Source organism: Streptococcus suis (assembly GCF_024509555.1).
Taxonomy (GTDB): domain Bacteria; phylum Bacillota; class Bacilli; order Lactobacillales; family Streptococcaceae; genus Streptococcus; species Streptococcus suis_AD.
The window spans coordinates 1-18,407 of sequence record NZ_JAMWEL010000030.1 but is presented as its reverse complement, the minus strand read 5'-3'; the positions used below and the strand labels follow the sequence as shown (position 1 = coordinate 18,407).

Genomic DNA, 18,407 nt, shown 5'->3' with positions numbered 1-18,407 from the left:
TCTTTTTTGAAACTTTTTTTCGTTTCTTTTTCGTGATAACTTGGCTTGTTTTGACAACTCATTCATTCTATCATCTTACCTTGCTCTTGTCAATACTTTTTTTATTTTTTTCTTTTTGACTTGAGTTCTTTTGTTTATTGCCAAATTCAAGTTGAAGTTAGTCACCCAAAAGAAATTCACTCAGCGACTTGTAGCACAAGCTTTTTTTAGCGTAGTTGTTGATTCAATTTTCGATAAATGCGACTTCTTTGGGAGTCGTTTTCTTTATTCCTTTTGGCAGCCATCTCCGAATTAATCGATTATGATTTTCATTCGTTGCCCTTACCCATGAAGAGTAAGGATGGGCATAATAGTTATGTTCCTCAAAAAAACTCTGCCAAACGGCTAAATTCTGTACCGTTATCTGCATTTATAGACAGGATACGATATTTACTCAAGATTCCCTTCAGTACCAGCATGACCGATTCTGCAGTTATATTAGGAATTAACCTAATGATTTGGTGTCTACTTCTTCGGTCAGTTAAGACTAACAGGCAATGATTTTTCACCTTAGTTAGTAGAACTGTATAAATTTCATAATGACCATTTTCCAAACGAAGATTAATTATATCAGAACGTTCTTCAATGGATTTTCTAGCCGACTTAAAATTGGGGTTTGCTTGCTTTTTAACATCCTTCCCTTTTCTAAGATAAAGCATTTCCTTTTTAGTCAATCCTAAGTGTCCATAGTGAAACCAATGGTAAATGTTTAGAATCCCAGCATCCAGCTATTTTTTCTTCACCGTCATTTCAGATAAAAATTTTTGTTTATGATAGTGTAAAATCTTCACCTGAAATGATGAAAAAAATGAAACAAATTCCAGTGGGAATTGCAATCCCAATCGGAGGAAAATATGTCTTTCACAAGCAGAAAAAGACTTTATTCAAACTCATCTAGATCAAATCTGGTGCCTTGATGTAATTAATAGAACTTATCTAGATCGGATTTCTTGTTCCGTTAGAAGTCTTTATCGTCCAACAGACCATGGTATTTTCAAGTAAGAAGACCTCCCTGGAAAGGCAAACGAAAATAAGATAATCTTTAGATTTCCATCAATCAATGGCTGTCTCAAGATCCCAGTCTTCTCTTTAAGTGGATTACTTTTGATAGCGGGAAAGAGTATTCCAATTGGAAGTCTATTTCGAATGCATATGACATCGATATTTTCTTTGCCGAGCCAAATTGTCTTGGACAACGAGGCCTCTAATGAACACTCGAATGGTTTACTAGGACGAAACAGATTACCTAAATAGATGGATTTTATAGCTGTGTCTCAGCAGTTTTTATCAACTGTAGCTGATAAACGGAATAGAATTCCAAGAAAGTCTTTGAATTATCAAACATCCTACAAAGTTTTACTGGTTTTCTTGAAAAAGTCTAGCATAATTTGACATTATACCTCCGTTAATACGACCAACCTATTCTTGATTAGCCTCAAGTAAAGTAGTGATAGCCATAATTTCTCCATTCAAGGTAGAAGAGAGCTGTACTTCAAGAAAATGCTACTTTTTCGTGGGTCATATTAGAGTGACGGCGTCTACTTCAGATTTCACTAAGAAGCGCCCCTAAACTTCCTTCCAGATAGCGATTCAAAAGATTTCGTACTGTTTGACAGACATGGCCCCCTGATTTGCTTGCAAATTTAAAATTATAACATACTGAGTAGAGTATAAGTGCTAGAATTGCTTTATTCCTTAAGGTCCAATAATAATTCATCGATTTGGACGGACATCAGTTCTTTTGTCATGAAACTTTTATATCGCTATCTATGATTTTTGTTACGAATAAGTAATACATAACTTGCATAAACTTTAGCACTGTTTATTGATAGGTGTTGAATTAGTTCTGTACCCTTAGATCTGTGGGTAGTTCTATTTTATAAGTATCGACTCTAAATAAATTTCTTCACCAAATCCTCTGTTTTTCAAACCAGCATAGGCGCAGTTTAGAATATCTTTTGAAAATTGATGAATAATTTCCTTATCTTTTTGAGGTATGATTTTTGCTGTGAATTTTTTGCGTAGGTATTTATAGTCGTTTCCGTACTCTTGATAAAAAACGGATTTTTTTAATATTTCCTCCAACTGCTCTAAATTATAAATTAGCCCTAAATGAAAAGCTGTGGGAGCAAACGTTCTGTCAAATGGTTGGGTACAAACACTACGAAATTCAATCGTCCCACGTCTTGTTAATTCTTGATAATGATAAGAACGGTGTGTTTTTAAATCCTCGGCTTGTGGTGAGATTAGAAGACTTTCTCCCGATACAGTATAGACCTGAACTTTTTTTGCTGTAAGGTATTCATCAATCTTCATCGGTAGGAAATAATAATATTCTCCTTTTCTCTCAACATAAAACATTGCGGACTGTCTTTTATAGGCTATATAATCAGCTTCTGACTTAAAATCAAATGGATATACTCCTACATTCTCTTTCAACAGACCATGCATCGATTCTTCCCAAAAATAGTCTCTGCTAATTGCCATATTCTCTAATAATTCAAACTCAGAATTTGCAAATAGGTATGCTTTAACTGCCTCAATCTTATTAAAGGCATTGATCACTCTCAAAAATGTTTCTCTTTCTACATCAATTTGAACTTGATTCCCACAAATAAAACCCGCATACTGCGGAAATGGGTGCATGTTCTTAAACTGCTGAGAGAGGTTTAAATAGTTCATAAGCATTTTATAACGACCGATAGCGACCGGTCTATAATCGTTTACTTTCCAGCCTGGATTAATTCCTTTACCCTGTAGTTCATGGCCGTATTTTCCTAAAAATGCTTGAATATGCGTCAAATAGTATTGTAAACGACTATCTACATCTTGAATCCTACTCGCCTTATTAAAAGCGAATTCTAGGGTATTATAAGTGACTTCAAAGAGAATTACATCTTTATCCTCAGTGTGCAACTCAATTGGATTTCCATCTGAATCAGTCTTCAAAATCTCAAAGTTTAATTCTTCGAATAGAAATCTAAATAAATCTTTCGCAACTTGTATTGATGTCGGTCCACCACTACTATTAACAATGGGATATTCCAATTCAACTCCAATAAACAATTCTGGTTTATTCTTAATTTTTGAAAGGTATACCTCATTAAAGAAATCAACAATTTCTCTCATATTCTCTCCATTCATTCTATAAAGTATATCAAATTTTATGCAAAAACAAAACGCCTGCTTACGAAATTATTCTATATTAGAGTAATTTCGTAAACAAGCGTCATTTCAATATGATGAGTGTTACCGCTGGGAAATCCCAGCGGCAGACCAGAGCTAGACTAAGGATTTGAAAAAATCCCATCATCATAACACTCAACAAAATTGATGATCTTATACAAGTTCGATAATTGCCATTGGGGCAGCATCACCACGACGTGGTTCAGTTTTGAGGATACGAGTATATCCACCATTACGTTCTGCATAACGAGGTGCAATTTCAGAGAACAATTTTTGAAGAGCTGTAGTAGCAGTGTACTTATCAGTTGCTTCATCATAGTTTTCAGATGCAATTTCGTTACGAACAAATGCAGCAGCTTGACGACGAGCGTGCAAGTCACCACGTTTACCAAGTGTGATCATTTTTTCAACTGTTTTACGGATTTCTTTTGCACGAGCTTCAGTTGTAACGATTGATTCATTGATCAAAAGGTCAGTTGTCAAATCGCGCAACATTGCTTTACGTTGTGAGCTAGTGCGTCCTAGTTTACGGTATGCCATGATTTCCTCCTATATTATTTATCTTTTTTCAATCCAAGACCCAAGTCAGCCAATTTAACTTTAACTTCTTCAAGACTCTTACGGCCTAGATTGCGCACTTTCATCATTTCTGGCTCAGTTTTCTCTGTCAAATCAAACACAGTATTAATACCTGCGCGTTTCAAACAGTTATACGAGCGAACAGAAAGGTCTAATTCCTCAATTGTACGATCAAGCATACGATCGTCGGATGTTACTTCAGTTTCTTTCATTACTTCCGCAGATTTCGCAACTTCAGTCAAGTCTGTAAATAGACCCAAGTGCTCCATCAAAATGCGTGCAGAAAGACCTAAAGCATCTTCTGGAATAATAGTACCATTTGTATTGATTTCAAGTGTCAATTTGTCAAAACCATCGTTGCTACCAACTCGAGCTGGTTCAACTTGATAGTTGACTTTTTTCACTGGCGTGTAGATAGAATCCACAGCAAGCGTCCCTACAGGTGCATCATCTTTTTTATTGCCTTCAGCAGGTACATATCCACGACCTGAATTTACAGTCAGAACCGCTTTAAATGTAGCACCTTCAGCAATAGTAAATAGATAATGATCAGGGTTTACAATTTCAATGTCACTATCTGTAAGAATATCTCCGGCTGTTACTTCAGCTGGACCTACCACATCAAGTTCAATCGTCTTTTCGTCTTCGACATAAGATTTTACAGCAATGCCTTTGATGTTAAGAATGATTTGCATAACATCTTCACGAACACCTGGAACTGTGTCGAATTCGTGGAGTACACCATCAATTTTAATCGATGTAACTGCAGCACCTGGAAGTGAAGCAAGAAGTACACGACGAAGAGAGTTACCAAGAGTTGTTCCGTAACCACGTTCTAGCGGTTCGATAACAAATCTGCCGTAATCTTTATTTTCATCAATTTTTGTTATTGTTGGTTTTTCAAACTCAATCATTTCTTACTCCCTCTTAAACGAAAAGCTGTGTATGGAATGTATGATTATACACGGCGACGTTTTGGAGGACGAGCACCATTGTGTGGTACAGGAGTCACATCACGAATTGCTGTTACTTCAAGACCAGCGGCAGCAAGAGCGCGGATAGCAGACTCACGACCTGAACCTGGGCCTTTAACGGTAACTTCAACTGTTTTAAGACCGTGTTCTTGTGCAGATTTAGCAGCAGCTTCAGCAGCCATTTGAGCAGCAAATGGTGTAGATTTACGAGAACCTTTGAAACCAAGAGCACCAGCTGATGACCATGCAAGAGCGTTACCATGCACATCAGTAATCATAACAATTGTGTTATTAAATGTTGCGTGAATATGAGCAATACCAGATTCGATATTCTTTTTCACACGACGTTTACGTGTTGGTTTAGCCAATTTTTCTACCTCCTATTTTATTTTTTCTTACCTGCGATCGCAACAGCTTTACCTTTACGAGTGCGGGCATTGTTTTTAGTGTTTTGTCCACGGACAGGAAGTCCACGACGGTGACGGATACCACGGTATGAACCGATTTCCATCAAACGTTTGATGTTCAAGTTAACTTCACGACGAAGGTCACCTTCAACTTTGATTGCATCAACTTCACGACGGATAGCGTCTTCTTGATCTGGTGTCAAGTCTTTAACGCGAACATCTTCTGAAATACCTGCAGCAGCAAGAATTTTCTTAGAAGTTGCGAGACCGATACCGTAAACATAAGTCAATGAAATAACTACACGTTTATCATTTGGAATGTCAACTCCAGCAATACGAGCCATGTTTTCTCCTTTCTATTTCTTAACCTTGACGTTGCTTGTGTTTAGGGTTTGCTGGGCAAATCACCATAACACGACCATTACGACGAATAACTTTGCAGTATTCGCAAATTGGTTTGACCGATGGTCTTACTTTCATGTTTAATCCCTCCAAGTATTTCGACTATTTAAAGCGGTATGTGATACGGCCACGCGTCAAGTCGTAAGGACTAAGCTCAACAGTTACACGGTCACCGACCAAAATACGGATGTAGTTTTTACGGATTTTTCCCGAAACAGTTGCAAGGACTTGGTGTCCATTTTCCAACTCAACAGTGAACATAGCATTAGGCATAGTATCGACTACTTTACCTTCAATTTCAATCACATCTTCTTTTGCCATGCAAAAGTATCCCCTCTCTAAATTTCGATTTGATGCCCTCTGAACACAGAGGTAACAATTATAAGTCAGACTAGGCTAGTTTATCATTTTTTTTATTAAAATGCAAGCCATATCTATTAAGTTTATTGCAATTTTGATAGAACATCATCAATTGCTTGGAAAACAAGTTCGATATCCTGATCACCTTCAATATCATGTACCAGACCTTTTGCACGATAATGATCAATAATTGGTTGACCTTGCGCAATGTTTACTTCTAATCGGCGTTTTACAGATTCTGGCTTATCATCTTCACGCTGGTAGTAATCTTCCTCATTATAATCACCAACTGGTGGGTTGAAGATCTTGTGGAAGGTTTCTCCGGTTTCTTTATGAATGATACGGCCGCTTAGACGCTCCACCAATTTTGCAGGGTCGATTTCAATATTAATCACCCCTTGCAATTCAATACCCAAATCTGCCAAACTTGCATCCAAAGCATGTGCTTGCTCAATCGTACGTGGGTAACCATCCAACAAGAAGCCTTTATCCTTGATGTCATCTTGTAACAAACGTTCTTTGACAATACCATTGGTCACTTCATCTGGTACTAAATCGCCCTTATCAATGTATGACTTAGCCAAAACTCCCATTTCAGTTTGATTGGCCATCGCTGCACGGAACATATCTCCTGTAGAAATATGGGCAACATTAAATTTTTCAACAATCTTCGCGGCTTGAGTGCCCTTGCCTGCACCTGGTAAGCCCATGATTAAAAGATTCATGACAAACTCCTTATTTTGTTTTCACATAAATTTGCCACTATTGACAAACTTATCTAAAAACAAAATAGAAGGTTGACTAGGTCAACCTATATTCTATTCTGTAATTTCCAAGAAACCTACATATTTTCTCTTAAGAAGGTAGCCTTCCAACTGCTTAATACCCTCGATACTTGTAGAAATCACGATAATTAAACTCGTACCTAAGAAAGCAATGTTCGAAGAAAGCCCAAAGAGATTTTGTGCAAGAATTGGTAATAGCGCGATAAAACTAAGGAATACAGCTCCGATTGCAGCCAACCGTGTCAACAATTTTGATAAAAATTGCTCTGTACCATTACCAGGTCTAACGCCATGGATATAAGCTGCACTTTTCTGTAAACTTTCTGCTGTCTTTTCAGGATTGACCTGAACAAATGTATAAAAGAAAGTAAACAAGATAATCAAACCTGCATAGACAAGCATTCCTTTAACTGTTGAATAGTCAAAGTATTCTTGAATCGCTAATAGCCAACCTTCACTTCTATTCTGACTTGCAAAATATTGAATCAAAGAAGTAGGGACTGCAGTAATAGAACCTGCAAAAATAACGGGAATAACTCCTGCGGGATTCAATTTTAATGGCAAGTAAGAGCTAGATGGTGCACCTTGAGCACGCTTTGTATATTGAATTGGTAATTTATACTCGGCTTGCTGAACAAAGGTTGTAAAGTAAATAACAAAGAAAATTAATACAATCAATGCTGCAACAAATATAGTAGATTCACCCAAGCGACTAGATTCAATATTGACAAAGCGGTCAATGTAAATCTCGTAAAAAGTTCCTGGCAAGGAAGAAATAATACCTGCAAAGATAATCATTGATGTTCCATTACCATAGCCCTTTTCGGAAATCTGTTCTCCTAACCAAGTTACAATAACCGAACCAGTTGTCAAAATTGAACCAATTAACAAATACGTTTGCCAATTGAGTGGCATATTGGTCAATTTTGCACCTGATAAGGCATTAAAACCTGCTGTAATACCGATAGACTGAACAAATGCCAGTACCAAGGAAATGTATCGGGTTGCTTGATTCAGCTTACGACGACCTACCTCTCCTTGTCTACCCCACTCTACAAATTTAGGTAAAATATCCATTTGCAAGAGTTGGACAATGATAGAAGCCGTGATATAGGGACTAACCCCTAATGCAAAAACAGAGAAATTCCGCATTGCATTACCCGAGACCAAACTCAACATGTTCAAAAACGGAACATTTGACAAAGCTTCTAGACTTTTTGCATTTACCCCAGGTACTGTGATATGAGTTCCTATCCGGAAAACCAAAAGGATAAAAATGGTAAATAGAATTTTACTACGTACCAATTTTATTTTCAAGGCATCCTTTAAAAGTTTAAAAAACATAGGCTGTCACCTCTTAGATGACTTCTACTGAGCCACCTTTAGAAGTGATTGCTTCTTCAGCTGATTTAGAGAATTTAGCAGCTTTAACTGTCAATTTCTTCGTCAATTCGCCGTTACCAAGGATTTTAATACCTGATTTTTCAGCTTTAACGATACCAGCTTCGATAAGTACAACTGGTGTTACTTCAGCACCATCTTCAAAAGCGTTCAATTGATCAAGGTTAACGATTGCGTATTCTTTAGCGTTGATGTTTGTAAATCCACGTTTTGGAAGACGACGGAACAATGGAGTTTGTCCACCCTCAAAACCTGGACGAACACCGCCACCGCTACGAGCTTTTTGACCTTTTTGACCACGGCCAGAAGTTTTACCGTTACCTGATGATGTACCACGACCTACACGGTTGCGGACTTTACGAGAACCTGTAGCAGGTTGCAATTCATGAAGTTTCATTATTTAATTTCTCCTCTTTTATATGCTAGCGCCTGTGGACTACAAGAGTCTTCATCCACAAACTCGCTTTTATTATTAAATTGACTAGAAGTCGCAAAGAATCTTCTAAGCGACTTAGTCATTTGCTATATTACTTAACTTCTTCTACAGTTACCAAGTGAGAGATAGCGTTCACCATTCCAAGAATAGCTGGGTTATCTTCCTTAACAACTGAAGAGTTCAGTTTACCAAGTCCAAGTGCAACAACTGTTTTACGTTGTTCTGGTTTGCGACCGATTGGAGACTTAGTCAAAGTGATTTTAATTTGAGCCATGAGTATCTCCTTTCTTATGCTAAATCAGAAACTGAAATGCCACGAAGTGCAGCCACTTCTTCAGCACGTTTCAATTGTTTCAAACCTTCAACTGTTGCGCGAACGATGTTGATTGGTGTGTTTGAACCAAGTGACTTAGAAGTCACATCTGCGATACCTGCCAATTCGATTACGGCACGAGTTGCACCACCGGCAGCAACTCCAGAACCTTCTGAAGCAGGTTTCAACAATACACGAGCTCCTCCAAATTCTGAACGAACTTCGTGAGGAATTGTTGTACCAACCATTGGTACTTCAATCATGTTTTTCTTAGCAGATTCAACTGCTTTACGAATAGCTTCTGGTACTTCTTGAGCTTTACCAGTACCGAAACCTACGCGACCGTTACGGTCACCAACAACCACAAGAGCTGCAAAACGAAGACGACGTCCACCTTTAACAACTTTTGTAACACGGTTGATGGCTACTACGCGTTCTTCAATTTCAACTGCGTTATCTTTGAATGCCATTTCTTAGTGTCCTCCCTATTAGAATTTCAATCCGTTTTCACGAGCTGATTCAGCCAAAGCTTTCACACGTCCGTGATAGAGATATCCACCGCGGTCAAAGACCACTTCAGAAATACCTTTAGCTACCGCGCGTTCAGCAACGAGTTTACCTACAACAACAGCTTGTTCTGTCTTAGTACCTTTTGAAACTTCTTTATCAAGAGTAGAAGCGCTTGCGAGCGTTACACCCGCTACGTCATCAATCACTTGAGCGTAGATGCCTGTATTAGAACGGAAAATGTTCAAACGTGGGCGAGCAGCAGTTCCAGAGATTTTACCGCGAACGCGACGGTGGCGTTTTTGGCGGATTTTGTTTTTATCTGGTTTTGAAATCACAATATTCACCTCTTAATGTATGATTCTGTTTCTTGCGAAACAATTTGAGAAATAGTCAGCCAGGTGGCTAAGCCACCTCAGCAAGCTATTATTTACCTGTTTTACCTTCTTTACGGCGAACGAATTCACCAACGTAGCGGATACCTTTACCTTTGTATGGCTCAGGAGCGCGAAGGCTACGGATGTAAGCTGCTGTTTGACCAACAACTTCTTTGTTGATACCAGACACGACGATTTGTGTTGGTGTTGGAACTTCAAATGTAATACCTTCTGGTGCAACCACTTCATCTGGATGTGATTTACCAACAGCAAGTGTCAATTTGTTACCAGCCAATTGAGCACGGTAACCGACACCACGCATTTCAAGTTCTTTTTTGAAGCCTTCAGAAACACCAACAACCATGTTGTTGAGGTTAGCACGGCTAGTACCGTGAATAGTCTTCATTTCTTTTGAATCGTTTGGACGGTGAAGAGTAACTTCTGCACCTTCCACACGGATTTCAATAGCAGTTGGGAATTCACGTGTCAATTCCCCTTTAGGTCCTTTTACAGTTACCACGCCGTTGTTTTGAGCAAGCTCAACACCAGCAGGCAATGTAATTACTTTATTACCAATACGTGACATATTTTTTAATTCTCCTGTTAAATTATCAGGCCGTCAAGCGACCAGTTTTCACGGGGGCTCATTTAAACACGGACAATAGCCCGTGTTCGATTGAGCATGGTTACATGATACTAAATAATCAGTAATTCTGATTTAAACACGCAAGAAGAGCTGGTCTTCTCGCGTTTGTATCATGCTTTTAGGTTTCAATTTCCAAATGTGGCAAGGCAGAGCGACGCAAACCATACTTGAGTATGTCAAGACGTTCTAACACAGGCACATGACGAAATTAGAAGCTAAAAGATTACCAAACGTATGCGATAACCTCACCACCAACGTTCTTTTGACGAGCTTGTTTGTCAGTCAAAAGACCTTCTGATGTTGAGATGATTGCGATACCAAGTCCGTTAAGAACTTTTGGAATATCTTCACGTTTTGAGTAAACACGAAGACCTGGTTTTGAAACGCGTTTCAAGTTAGTGATAACTTTTTCACCGTTTGGTCCGTATTTCAAGAATACGCGGATGATACCTTGTTTGTCATCTTCGATGAATTCTACGTTTTTTACAAAACCTTCGTTTTTAAGGATTGTAGCAATACCTTTTTTGATGTTTGATGCAGGAACTTCAAGCACTTCGTGTTTTGCTTGGTTAGCGTTACGAATACGTGTCAAAAAATCTGCAATTGGGTCAGTCATAACCATTTGTTGTTTCTCCTCTTACTAGCAGTTTGATTAAATCACTTGCTAGTTAATGATGTCCTTACGGACAAGTGATATGTGTTTATAGAATAAGTTGCTAGTCCTAAGCAAGTCTAGGAAGCACTTCGCAGGCAGTACTAGCGTACGGCAAGAAGTGCTGACGACGAATTGCAACGGAATAGCAAGTTATTCTTACCAAGAAGCTTTTGTTACGCCAGGAATTTGTCCAAGGTAAGCCAAGTCGCGGAAGCATACACGGCACAATTTGAATTTGCGGTAAACTGAGTGTGGACGTCCACATTTTTCACAGCGTGTGTAAGCTTGTGTAGAGAACTTAGCTGGGCGTTTGTTCTTAGCGATCATTGATTTTTTAGCCATTTATTCTCTCCCTCTTATTTTGCAAACGGCATACCAAGGCCAGTAAGCAATGCACGTGATTCTTCGTCAGTGTTAGCAGTTGTAACGATAACGATATCCATACCGCGAGTTTTATCAACATCGTCGAAGTTGATTTCTGGGAAGATCAATTGCTCTTTCACACCAAGTGTGTAGTTACCACGTCCGTCAAATGACTTAGTTGGTACACCGTGGAAGTCACGTACACGTGGAAGTGAAACTGTAACCAATTTGTCCAAGAATTCATACATACGTTCGCCACGAAGAGTTACTTTCGCACCGATCGCAACACCCTCACGAAGACGGAAGCCGGCGATTGATTTCTTAGCTTTAGTGATAAGTGGTTTTTGACCTGAGATCAAAGCCAATTCTTGAGCAGCTTTTTCAAGGTTTTTAGCGTTAGAAACAGCGTCACCAACACCCATGTTCAAAACGATCTTATCAACTTTTGGCACAGCCATAACTGAAGAATAGTTAAATTGTTCAGTCAAAGCAGGAACTACTTCATTAAGATATTTTTCTTTTAAACGATTTGCCATTATACTTCTCCTTTCCTTCGTGATTAATCAAGCACTTCGCCTGATTTTTTGTTGTAGCGAACTTTTTTGCCGTCTACAAACTTGTAACCAACGCGTCCTGCAACACCATTTTTGTCAAGAACTTGAACGTTTGACACATGGATTGGAGCTTCTTTTTCAACGATAGCGCCTTGAGGGTTTTCGCTGTTTGGTTTTTGGTGTTTCTTAACGATGTTAACACCTTCAACAATAACTTTGTTTACTTTTGGAAGTGCTGTTACGACAACTGCTTCAACGCCTTTGTCTTTACCAGCGATTACGCGAACTTTATCGCCTTTTTTTACAAACATTTGATTTCTCCTATAATTTCTTACGCCCTAATGGGCACCCTGGTTAGTTTGTTAACCAGGGGACTTAGTTTGTTAGATTTTAAATTAAAGTACTTCTGGTGCCAATGAAACGATTTTCATGAAACCGCCATCACGCAATTCGCGTGCCACTGGGCCAAAGATACGAGTTCCGCGAGGGTTTTTGTCTTCACGGATGATAACTGCAGCATTCTCATCGAATTTGATGTATGAACCATCAGCACGACGAGCACCTGTCTTAGTACGAACGATAACGGCTTTAACAACGTCACCTTTTTTAACCGCACCACCAGGAGTAGCTTGTTTTACTGAAGCAACGATGATGTCGCCGATGTTCGCGAATTTACGTCCTGAACCACCAAGAACTTTGATTGTCAAGATTTCACGTGCGCCACTGTTGTCAGCAACTTTCAAACGAGTTTCTGTTTGAATCATGTCAATTTTCTCCTTTCAGGTTGATTAAATGATAACTGCCTCTTCCACAACTTCTACAAGACGGAAACGTTTTGTAGCTGAAAGTGGGCGAGTTTCCATGATACGAACGATATCGCCTTCTTTAGCAACATTGTTTTCATCATGAGCTTTGTACTTTTTAGAGTAGTTAATACGTTTACCATAGACTGGGTGGTTACGTTTAGTTTCAACTACAACTGTGATTGTTTTGTCCATTTTGTCAGATACTACGCGTCCAACAAGAACTTTACGATTATTGCGTTCCATTGAAATTCTCCTTTCCCAATCTATTATTTAGTTTCAGATTGCACAGTTTTGATACGTGCAATTTGTTTCTTCACTTCGTTCAAACGAGCAGTTTGCTCAAGTTGACCAGCAGCAGCTTGGAAACGAAGTTCGAAGAGTTCTTTCTTCAATTCGTTTTCTTTCTTAGCAAGTTCTTCTTGAGAAAGGCCACGAAGTTCTTTTACAAAATCTTTAATTTCTTGAAGTTTCATGTCTTCTCCTTATTCTGCTTCACGTTTTACGAATTTAACTTTAACTGGCAATTTGTGACCAGCAAGGCGGAATGCTTCACGTGCGATTTCTTCAGAAACGCCAGCTACTTCAAACATAACCTTACCGCGTTTAACTGGAGCTACCCAACCTTCAGGAGCACCTTTACCAGAACCCATACGTACACCGATAGCTTTAGCAGTGTATGATTTGTGTGGGAAGATTTTAATCCAAACTTTACCACCACGTTTCATGTAACGCGTCATAGCGATACGGGCAGCTTCGATTTGGCGGTTTGTAATCCATGAGCTAGTAGTTGCTTGAAGACCGTATTGACCAAAGTCTACTTGTTTTCCACCTTTTGCTTCACCGCGCATTTTTCCACGGAATTCACGACGGTGTTTTACACGTTTAGGTACTAACATTTGTTATTTACCTCCTTTAGTGTTTTTACGAGCTGGAAGAACTTCACCACGGTAGATCCATACTTTGATACCAAGTTTACCGTAAGTTGTCAAAGCTTCTTCCCAAGCGTAGTCGATATCCGCACGAAGTGTATGAAGAGGAACAGTTCCTTCTGAGTAGCCTTCTGCACGGGCAATATCCGCACCGTTCAAACGACCAGAAACTTGTGTTTTGATACCTTTTGCACCAGCGCGCATTGCACGTTGGATAGCTTGTTTTTGAGCACGGCGGAATGCCACACGTTGCTCCAATTGACGAGCGATTGACTCACCAACAAGGTGTGCATCCAAATCAGGTTGTTTGATTTCGATGATGTTGATGTGTACTTGCTTACCAGTCAATTTGTTCAATTGAGCACGAAGTGCATCAACGTTGCTACCAGCTTTACCGATAACCATACCTGGTTTAGCAGTGTGGATAGAAACGATAACTTTGTTTACAGCACGTTCGATTTCGATTGTTGATGTTGACGCATCAGCCAATTCTTTTTTGATAAAGTTGCGGATTGCAAGATCTTCATGAAGGTAATCCGCGTATTCTTTTTCAGCATACCATTTAGCATCCCAATCACGGATGATGCCAACACGCATACCAATTGGATGTACTTTTTGACCCACGTTTTTACCTCCTTATTTCTCTGCCACAACTACAGTGATGTGAGCTGTGCGTTTGTTAATTGGTGAAGCTGAACCTTTCGCACGTGGACGGAAACGTTTCAACGTTGGTCCTTCGTTTGCGAATGCTTCGCTGACTACCAAGTTAGCTTTTTCCAAACCAAAGTTGTTTTCAGCGTTAGCGATTGCTGAGTTCAAAACTCCCTCGATAATGCCTGCAGCTTTGTTTGGTGTGAATTTCAAGATTGCGATTGCGTCTGCTACGCTTTTGCCACGGATGTTATCCAAGACAAGACGTGATTTACGAGGTGAAACACGTACTGTGCGAGCAGTTGCTTTAGCTGAAGTAATTTCTGCCATTGTGTTTTCCTCCTAAATTATTTACGACGAGTTTTCTTGTCGTCAGCAGCATGACCTTTGTAAGTACGAGTTGGTGCAAATTCACCAAGTTTGTGACCTACCATGTCTTCTTGAATGTATACAGGTACGTGTTTACGTCCATCGTAAACTGCGATTGTATAACCGATGAAACTTGGGAAGATCGTTGAACGACGTGACCAAGTTTTAATTACTTTTTTCTTTTCGTCATTTGCTTGAGCTTCAACTTTTTTCATCAAATGCTCATCGACGAAAGGTCCTTTTTTAAGACTACGTCCCATTTTAGTGTTTTCTCCTTTAAAATATGTACCACAGCGGCTTGGGAGCTGGACAGAACCCCAGTTACCATGTTCGTTGTCCTGCCCCCGCACAGTTGATTAGAAGTTTCGACGTAGCTAGGCTACTAGAAACTGCAATCAACCACTGCGTCAAACTGGCATTTCAATCAAACTGAGGTGCTGGAATAGTCAGTCCATAACAAACCCTACCGAGTTGGCGGATGATATAGAATGCTATGCAACTAAGAATAAATTATTTTTGGTTGCGACGACGAACGATAAGTTTGTCAGATTTAGCTTTCTTGTTACGAGTTTTCAAACCAAGAGCTGGTTTACCCCATGGTGTAGACGGTGCTTTACGACCAACTGGTGCTTTACCTTCACCACCACCGTGTGGGTGATCGTTAGGGTTCATTACAGAACCGCGAACTGTTGGACGGATACCTTTCCAACGGCTACGACCTGCTTTACCAAGGTTAACAAGGCCATGTTGTTCGTTACCTACAGTACCAACAGTAGCACGGCAAGTACCAAGGATCATACGAACTTCACCTGATTGAAGGCGAACAAGAACGTATTTACCTTCTTGACCAAGAACCTGTGCAGATGCACCAGCAGCACGAACCAACTCACCACCGCGACCTGGTTTCAACTCGATGTTGTGAACAACAGTACCGACTGGGATGTTTGCAAGTGGAAGTGCGTTACCAACTTTGATATCTGCTTCTGGACCTGAAACGATGCGTTGACCAACTTCAAGACCTTTAGGAGCAATAATGTAAGCTTTAACACCGTCTGTGTAGTGTACAAGAGCGATGTTTGCTGAACGGTTTGGATCGTATTCGATAGTTTTAACGATTGCTTCAACGCCATCTTTGTTACGTTTGAAGTCTACCAAACGGTAGAAACGTTTGTGACCGCCACCTTGGTGACGAACAGTGATGCGACCGTTGTTGTTACGACCAGCTTTGCTCTTCAAAGCAACAAGCAAGCTTTTTTCTGGAGTGCTTGTTGTGATTTCAGCGAAGTCCAAAGAAGTCATGTTACGACGGCCATTTGTCGTTGGTTTATAAACTTTAATACCCACGTTAATTCCTCCTTTGATTATTCAGCGTCAGCTGTAGCGAACAATTCGATCGCTTTTGAATCAGCAGCCAATGTGATGATTGCTTTTTTCACTTTGTTTGTGCGACCTACATAACGACCTACGCGTTTTGTTTTAGGTTTCACGTTGATTGTGTTGACATTCGCAACTTTAACACCCTCGAATGCAGCTTCAACAGCTTGCTTGATCAAGAGTTTGTGTGCACGAGTGTCAACTTCAAATACATACTTGCCTGCTTCGAGTTGGCCCATTGAGCTTTCTGTGATGACAGGTTTTTTGATAACATCATACAAATTCATTATGCAAGAACCTCCTCAATTTTAGAGATAGCTGCTTGAGTTACAAGAAGTTTGTCTGCATTTGCGATGTCAAGTACGCTTGCAGTTGTTGCAGTTGCAACTTTAACTCCTGGGATGTTACGAGCAGAAAGAGCTGCAAATTCGTTGCCTTCTTCAAGAATAACAAGGACTTTAGAATCAATGCTCAATGCTGCAAGTACTTTTGCAAATTCAGCAGTTTTTGGAGCTGTGAATTCAAGTGAGTTAACAGCTACAAATTTGTTTTCAGCAACTTTTTCTGAGTAAACAGATTTAAGTGCCAAGCGACGAACTTTTTGTGGAAGTTTGTACGCGTATGAACGTGGAGTTGGTCCGAAGACTACGCCACCGCCACGCCATTGTGGTGAACGGATAGAACCTTGACGAGCACGTCCAGTTCCTTTTTGACGCCATGGTTTGCGTCCGCCACCTGAGACTGCTGAACGGTTTTTAACTGCGTGAGTACCTTGACGAAGGCTAGCACGTTGGCTGATGATCACATCAAATACAACTGCTTGGTTTGGCTCGATACCAAAGATCGCATCGTTAAGAACTACTTCACCAGCTTGTTTACCAGTTTGGTCAAATAATGTTACGTTTGCCATTTCGACTGATTTCCCCTTTCCTTATTATTTACCAGCTTTAACTGCTGACTTGATAGTGATAAGAGATTTCTTAGCACCTGGTACGTTACCTTTGATAAGGATAACGTTCTTTTCTGGAACAACTTGTACAACTTCAAGGTTTTGAATTGTTACACGGTTGCCGCCCATGCGACCTGCAAGGTTTTTACCTTTGAATACACGGTTAGGTGCAACAGGACCCATAGAACCTGGACGACGGTGGTAACGAGAACCGTGAGCCATAGGACCACGTGATTGACCATGGCGTTTGATAACACCTTGGAAACCTTTACCTTTAGATGTACCAGTTACATCAACAACATCACCAGCTGCGAAAGTTTCAACTGTAATTTCTTGTCCAACTTCCAAGCCTTCAATGTTTTTGAATTCACGAATGAAGCGCTTAGGAGCTGTGTTAGCTTTAGCTACATGGCCTTTGGCAGGTTTGTTGCTCAATACTTCGCGTTTGTCATCAAAACCAACTTGAACTGCTGCATAACCATCAGTTTCAACTGTTTTCACTTGAAGAACAACGTTTGGAGTTGCTTCGATGACAGTTACAGGGATAAATTCACCAGATTCAGTGAAGATTTGAGTCATTCCCACTTTTTTCCCTAAGATTCCTTTTGTCATGAGAAAAATATTCCTTTTCTTATTTTTGTATTTAAAAAGTTTTTAACGAGCGTTTTTCATGCTCAAATCAAGATACTGAGTTTTGCTCGCGGCTTGATTACAATTTAATTTCTACGTTTACACCACTTGGAAGATCCAATTTCATCAAAGCATCAACTGTTTTTTGAGTTGGGTTGATGATGTCGATCAAACGTTTGTGTGTACGCATTTCGAACTGCTCACGAGAGTCTTTATACTTGTGAGTCGCACGGATGATTGTGTAGAGGCTACGTTCTGTTGGAAGTGGAACTGGACCTGCTACTTGAGCACCTGTACGAGTTGCAGTTTCAACGATTTTTGCAGCTGCTGTATCAAGTGTACGGTGTTCGTACGCTTTCAAGCGGATGCGGATTTTTTTGTTTGCCATCTTTTTCTCCTTTTCGTCTATTTAAGATAATAGGCTAGCTCCACAAGAAAACCAACACGCGTTGCGTGGCAATGCAACCGAGCGTGTCGCAACCTCTTGCATCAAAGCTACAGCCGTAATTTTTACGGCACTAGAACATGATATCAAAAAACTCCTGCATGTGCAAGAGTTTTTACTCGAAATTCAAAAAAATCTTAAAACGCTAAATTCTCAAAGTAAGTTCTAGTCTGTCTTAAAAACTGGAAATTAGACTGAGACAAAGAAATAAGGTAGAACTTACTATGGGACAAGTTGGCAATCGACAATGAAAAACAAACACTTAACTCT

Annotated in this window: 30 protein-coding genes and 2 pseudogenes; 1 reads left to right on the top strand and 31 read right to left on the bottom strand. The window is 39.8% G+C overall.

The genetic code is table 11. The features are described from left to right. Positions 1-157: 157 nt before the first annotated feature. Positions 158-827: pseudogene (locus tag NF418_RS09910) on the bottom strand (IS30 family transposase); the annotation flags it as partial. Positions 828-1,088: 261 nt separating this feature from the next. Between NF418_RS09910 and NF418_RS09905 the strand changes: the two are divergent. Beyond that, a pseudogene (locus NF418_RS09905) lies at positions 1,089-1,431 on the top strand (IS30 family transposase); the annotation flags it as partial. Positions 1,432-1,911: 480 nt separating this feature from the next. Here NF418_RS09905 and NF418_RS09900 read toward each other — a convergent pair. The 30 genes from NF418_RS09900 to rpsJ all read right to left on the bottom strand — a co-directional run bounded on the left by NF418_RS09900 (position 1,912) and on the right by rpsJ (position 18,080). Next, on the bottom strand, positions 1,912-3,168 hold the full coding sequence (locus NF418_RS09900) for a gamma-glutamylcysteine synthetase (RefSeq protein ID WP_256779481.1): 1,257 nt from the start codon (positions 3,166-3,168) through the stop codon (positions 1,912-1,914). 210 nt (positions 3,169-3,378) lie between these two features. Next, a complete protein-coding gene (gene rplQ, locus NF418_RS09895) occupies positions 3,379-3,765 on the bottom strand; it encodes a 50S ribosomal protein L17 (RefSeq protein WP_024532345.1) in 387 nt (128 codons plus the stop codon). Between the two features lie 14 nt (positions 3,766-3,779). Beyond that, complete coding sequence (locus NF418_RS09890; protein WP_105109793.1) at positions 3,780-4,718, bottom strand: DNA-directed RNA polymerase subunit alpha; 939 nt, start codon at positions 4,716-4,718, stop codon at positions 3,780-3,782. Between the two features lie 44 nt (positions 4,719-4,762). Beyond that, positions 4,763-5,146: a 30S ribosomal protein S11 gene (gene rpsK, locus NF418_RS09885; protein ID WP_003080097.1), complete on the bottom strand. Its 384-nt coding sequence runs from the start codon at positions 5,144-5,146 to the stop codon at positions 4,763-4,765. Positions 5,147-5,163: 17 nt separating this feature from the next. Beyond that, positions 5,164-5,529: a 30S ribosomal protein S13 gene (rpsM, locus tag NF418_RS09880; protein WP_099832346.1), complete on the bottom strand. Its 366-nt coding sequence runs from the start codon at positions 5,527-5,529 to the stop codon at positions 5,164-5,166. Positions 5,530-5,548: 19 nt separating this feature from the next. Further along, positions 5,549-5,665 carry a 50S ribosomal protein L36 gene (gene rpmJ / locus NF418_RS09875; protein WP_001808836.1) on the bottom strand — a complete coding sequence of 39 codons (117 nt, stop codon included), beginning with the start codon at positions 5,663-5,665 and terminating at the stop codon, positions 5,549-5,551. Positions 5,666-5,689: 24 nt separating this feature from the next. Continuing rightward, positions 5,690-5,908 carry a translation initiation factor IF-1 gene (gene infA, locus NF418_RS09870; RefSeq protein ID WP_002936627.1) on the bottom strand — a complete coding sequence of 73 codons (219 nt, stop codon included), beginning with the start codon at positions 5,906-5,908 and terminating at the stop codon, positions 5,690-5,692. 122 nt (positions 5,909-6,030) lie between these two features. After that, positions 6,031-6,672: an adenylate kinase gene (locus NF418_RS09865; RefSeq protein WP_256779480.1), complete on the bottom strand. Its 642-nt coding sequence runs from the start codon at positions 6,670-6,672 to the stop codon at positions 6,031-6,033. 93 nt (positions 6,673-6,765) lie between these two features. Further along, complete coding sequence (gene secY, locus NF418_RS09860) at positions 6,766-8,076, bottom strand: preprotein translocase subunit SecY (RefSeq protein WP_256779479.1); 1,311 nt, start codon at positions 8,074-8,076, stop codon at positions 6,766-6,768. 13 nt (positions 8,077-8,089) lie between these two features. After that, on the bottom strand, positions 8,090-8,530 hold the full coding sequence (gene rplO, locus NF418_RS09855; RefSeq protein ID WP_002936637.1) for a 50S ribosomal protein L15: 441 nt from the start codon (positions 8,528-8,530) through the stop codon (positions 8,090-8,092). A 130-nt stretch (positions 8,531-8,660) separates the two neighbouring features. Beyond that, complete coding sequence (gene rpmD / locus NF418_RS09850; RefSeq protein ID WP_002936638.1) at positions 8,661-8,843, bottom strand: 50S ribosomal protein L30; 183 nt, start codon at positions 8,841-8,843, stop codon at positions 8,661-8,663. A gap of 14 nt (positions 8,844-8,857) precedes the next feature. Beyond that, complete coding sequence (gene rpsE, locus NF418_RS09845; RefSeq protein WP_002936639.1) at positions 8,858-9,352, bottom strand: 30S ribosomal protein S5; 495 nt, start codon at positions 9,350-9,352, stop codon at positions 8,858-8,860. Between the two features lie 18 nt (positions 9,353-9,370). Further along, positions 9,371-9,727, bottom strand: coding sequence for a 50S ribosomal protein L18 (gene rplR, locus NF418_RS09840; RefSeq protein ID WP_002936641.1), 357 nt, complete (start codon positions 9,725-9,727; stop codon positions 9,371-9,373). An 88-nt stretch (positions 9,728-9,815) separates the two neighbouring features. Then, a complete protein-coding gene (rplF, locus tag NF418_RS09835) occupies positions 9,816-10,352 on the bottom strand; it encodes a 50S ribosomal protein L6 (RefSeq protein WP_004195502.1) in 537 nt (178 codons plus the stop codon). 283 nt (positions 10,353-10,635) lie between these two features. Next, complete coding sequence (gene rpsH, locus NF418_RS09830; protein WP_002936647.1) at positions 10,636-11,034, bottom strand: 30S ribosomal protein S8; 399 nt, start codon at positions 11,032-11,034, stop codon at positions 10,636-10,638. Between the two features lie 189 nt (positions 11,035-11,223). Further along, entirely contained in the window at positions 11,224-11,409 is a 186-nt protein-coding gene (locus NF418_RS09825) for a type Z 30S ribosomal protein S14 (protein ID WP_002936651.1), read from the bottom strand. A gap of 14 nt (positions 11,410-11,423) precedes the next feature. Then, positions 11,424-11,966 (bottom strand): 50S ribosomal protein L5, encoded by a 543-nt coding sequence (rplE, locus tag NF418_RS09820; RefSeq protein WP_002936653.1) that lies wholly within the window; start codon positions 11,964-11,966, stop codon positions 11,424-11,426. 23 nt (positions 11,967-11,989) lie between these two features. Continuing rightward, positions 11,990-12,295 (bottom strand): 50S ribosomal protein L24, encoded by a 306-nt coding sequence (gene rplX / locus NF418_RS09815; protein ID WP_002936656.1) that lies wholly within the window; start codon positions 12,293-12,295, stop codon positions 11,990-11,992. An 84-nt stretch (positions 12,296-12,379) separates the two neighbouring features. Beyond that, positions 12,380-12,748: a 50S ribosomal protein L14 gene (rplN, locus tag NF418_RS09810; RefSeq protein ID WP_002936658.1), complete on the bottom strand. Its 369-nt coding sequence runs from the start codon at positions 12,746-12,748 to the stop codon at positions 12,380-12,382. Between the two features lie 24 nt (positions 12,749-12,772). After that, positions 12,773-13,033 (bottom strand): 30S ribosomal protein S17, encoded by a 261-nt coding sequence (gene rpsQ, locus NF418_RS09805; protein ID WP_000440801.1) that lies wholly within the window; start codon positions 13,031-13,033, stop codon positions 12,773-12,775. Between the two features lie 23 nt (positions 13,034-13,056). Continuing rightward, positions 13,057-13,263 (bottom strand): 50S ribosomal protein L29, encoded by a 207-nt coding sequence (gene rpmC / locus NF418_RS09800; protein WP_002936659.1) that lies wholly within the window; start codon positions 13,261-13,263, stop codon positions 13,057-13,059. Positions 13,264-13,272: 9 nt separating this feature from the next. After that, on the bottom strand, positions 13,273-13,686 hold the full coding sequence (gene rplP / locus NF418_RS09795; RefSeq protein WP_002936660.1) for a 50S ribosomal protein L16: 414 nt from the start codon (positions 13,684-13,686) through the stop codon (positions 13,273-13,275). Positions 13,687-13,689: 3 nt separating this feature from the next. Continuing rightward, complete coding sequence (gene rpsC, locus NF418_RS09790; RefSeq protein WP_044689746.1) at positions 13,690-14,343, bottom strand: 30S ribosomal protein S3; 654 nt, start codon at positions 14,341-14,343, stop codon at positions 13,690-13,692. 12 nt (positions 14,344-14,355) lie between these two features. Then, entirely contained in the window at positions 14,356-14,700 is a 345-nt protein-coding gene (gene rplV / locus NF418_RS09785) for a 50S ribosomal protein L22 (protein WP_002936662.1), read from the bottom strand. 17 nt (positions 14,701-14,717) lie between these two features. Then, on the bottom strand, positions 14,718-14,999 hold the full coding sequence (rpsS, locus tag NF418_RS09780; RefSeq protein ID WP_000533766.1) for a 30S ribosomal protein S19: 282 nt from the start codon (positions 14,997-14,999) through the stop codon (positions 14,718-14,720). Between the two features lie 250 nt (positions 15,000-15,249). After that, a complete protein-coding gene (gene rplB / locus NF418_RS09775; RefSeq protein ID WP_002936663.1) occupies positions 15,250-16,083 on the bottom strand; it encodes a 50S ribosomal protein L2 in 834 nt (277 codons plus the stop codon). 17 nt (positions 16,084-16,100) lie between these two features. After that, positions 16,101-16,400 carry a 50S ribosomal protein L23 gene (locus tag NF418_RS09770; RefSeq protein ID WP_004195491.1) on the bottom strand — a complete coding sequence of 100 codons (300 nt, stop codon included), beginning with the start codon at positions 16,398-16,400 and terminating at the stop codon, positions 16,101-16,103. Further along, a complete protein-coding gene (rplD, locus tag NF418_RS09765) occupies positions 16,400-17,023 on the bottom strand; it encodes a 50S ribosomal protein L4 (protein ID WP_004195490.1) in 624 nt (207 codons plus the stop codon). Before rplD ends, NF418_RS09770 begins: the two co-directional genes overlap by 1 nt. A gap of 24 nt (positions 17,024-17,047) precedes the next feature. Continuing rightward, positions 17,048-17,674, bottom strand: a complete 627-nt coding sequence (rplC, locus tag NF418_RS09760) for a 50S ribosomal protein L3 (RefSeq protein ID WP_011921686.1) — start codon at positions 17,672-17,674, stop codon at positions 17,048-17,050. Positions 17,675-17,771: 97 nt separating this feature from the next. Then, positions 17,772-18,080 carry a 30S ribosomal protein S10 gene (gene rpsJ / locus NF418_RS09755; RefSeq protein WP_002939332.1) on the bottom strand — a complete coding sequence of 103 codons (309 nt, stop codon included), beginning with the start codon at positions 18,078-18,080 and terminating at the stop codon, positions 17,772-17,774. Positions 18,081-18,407 lie beyond the last annotated feature (327 nt).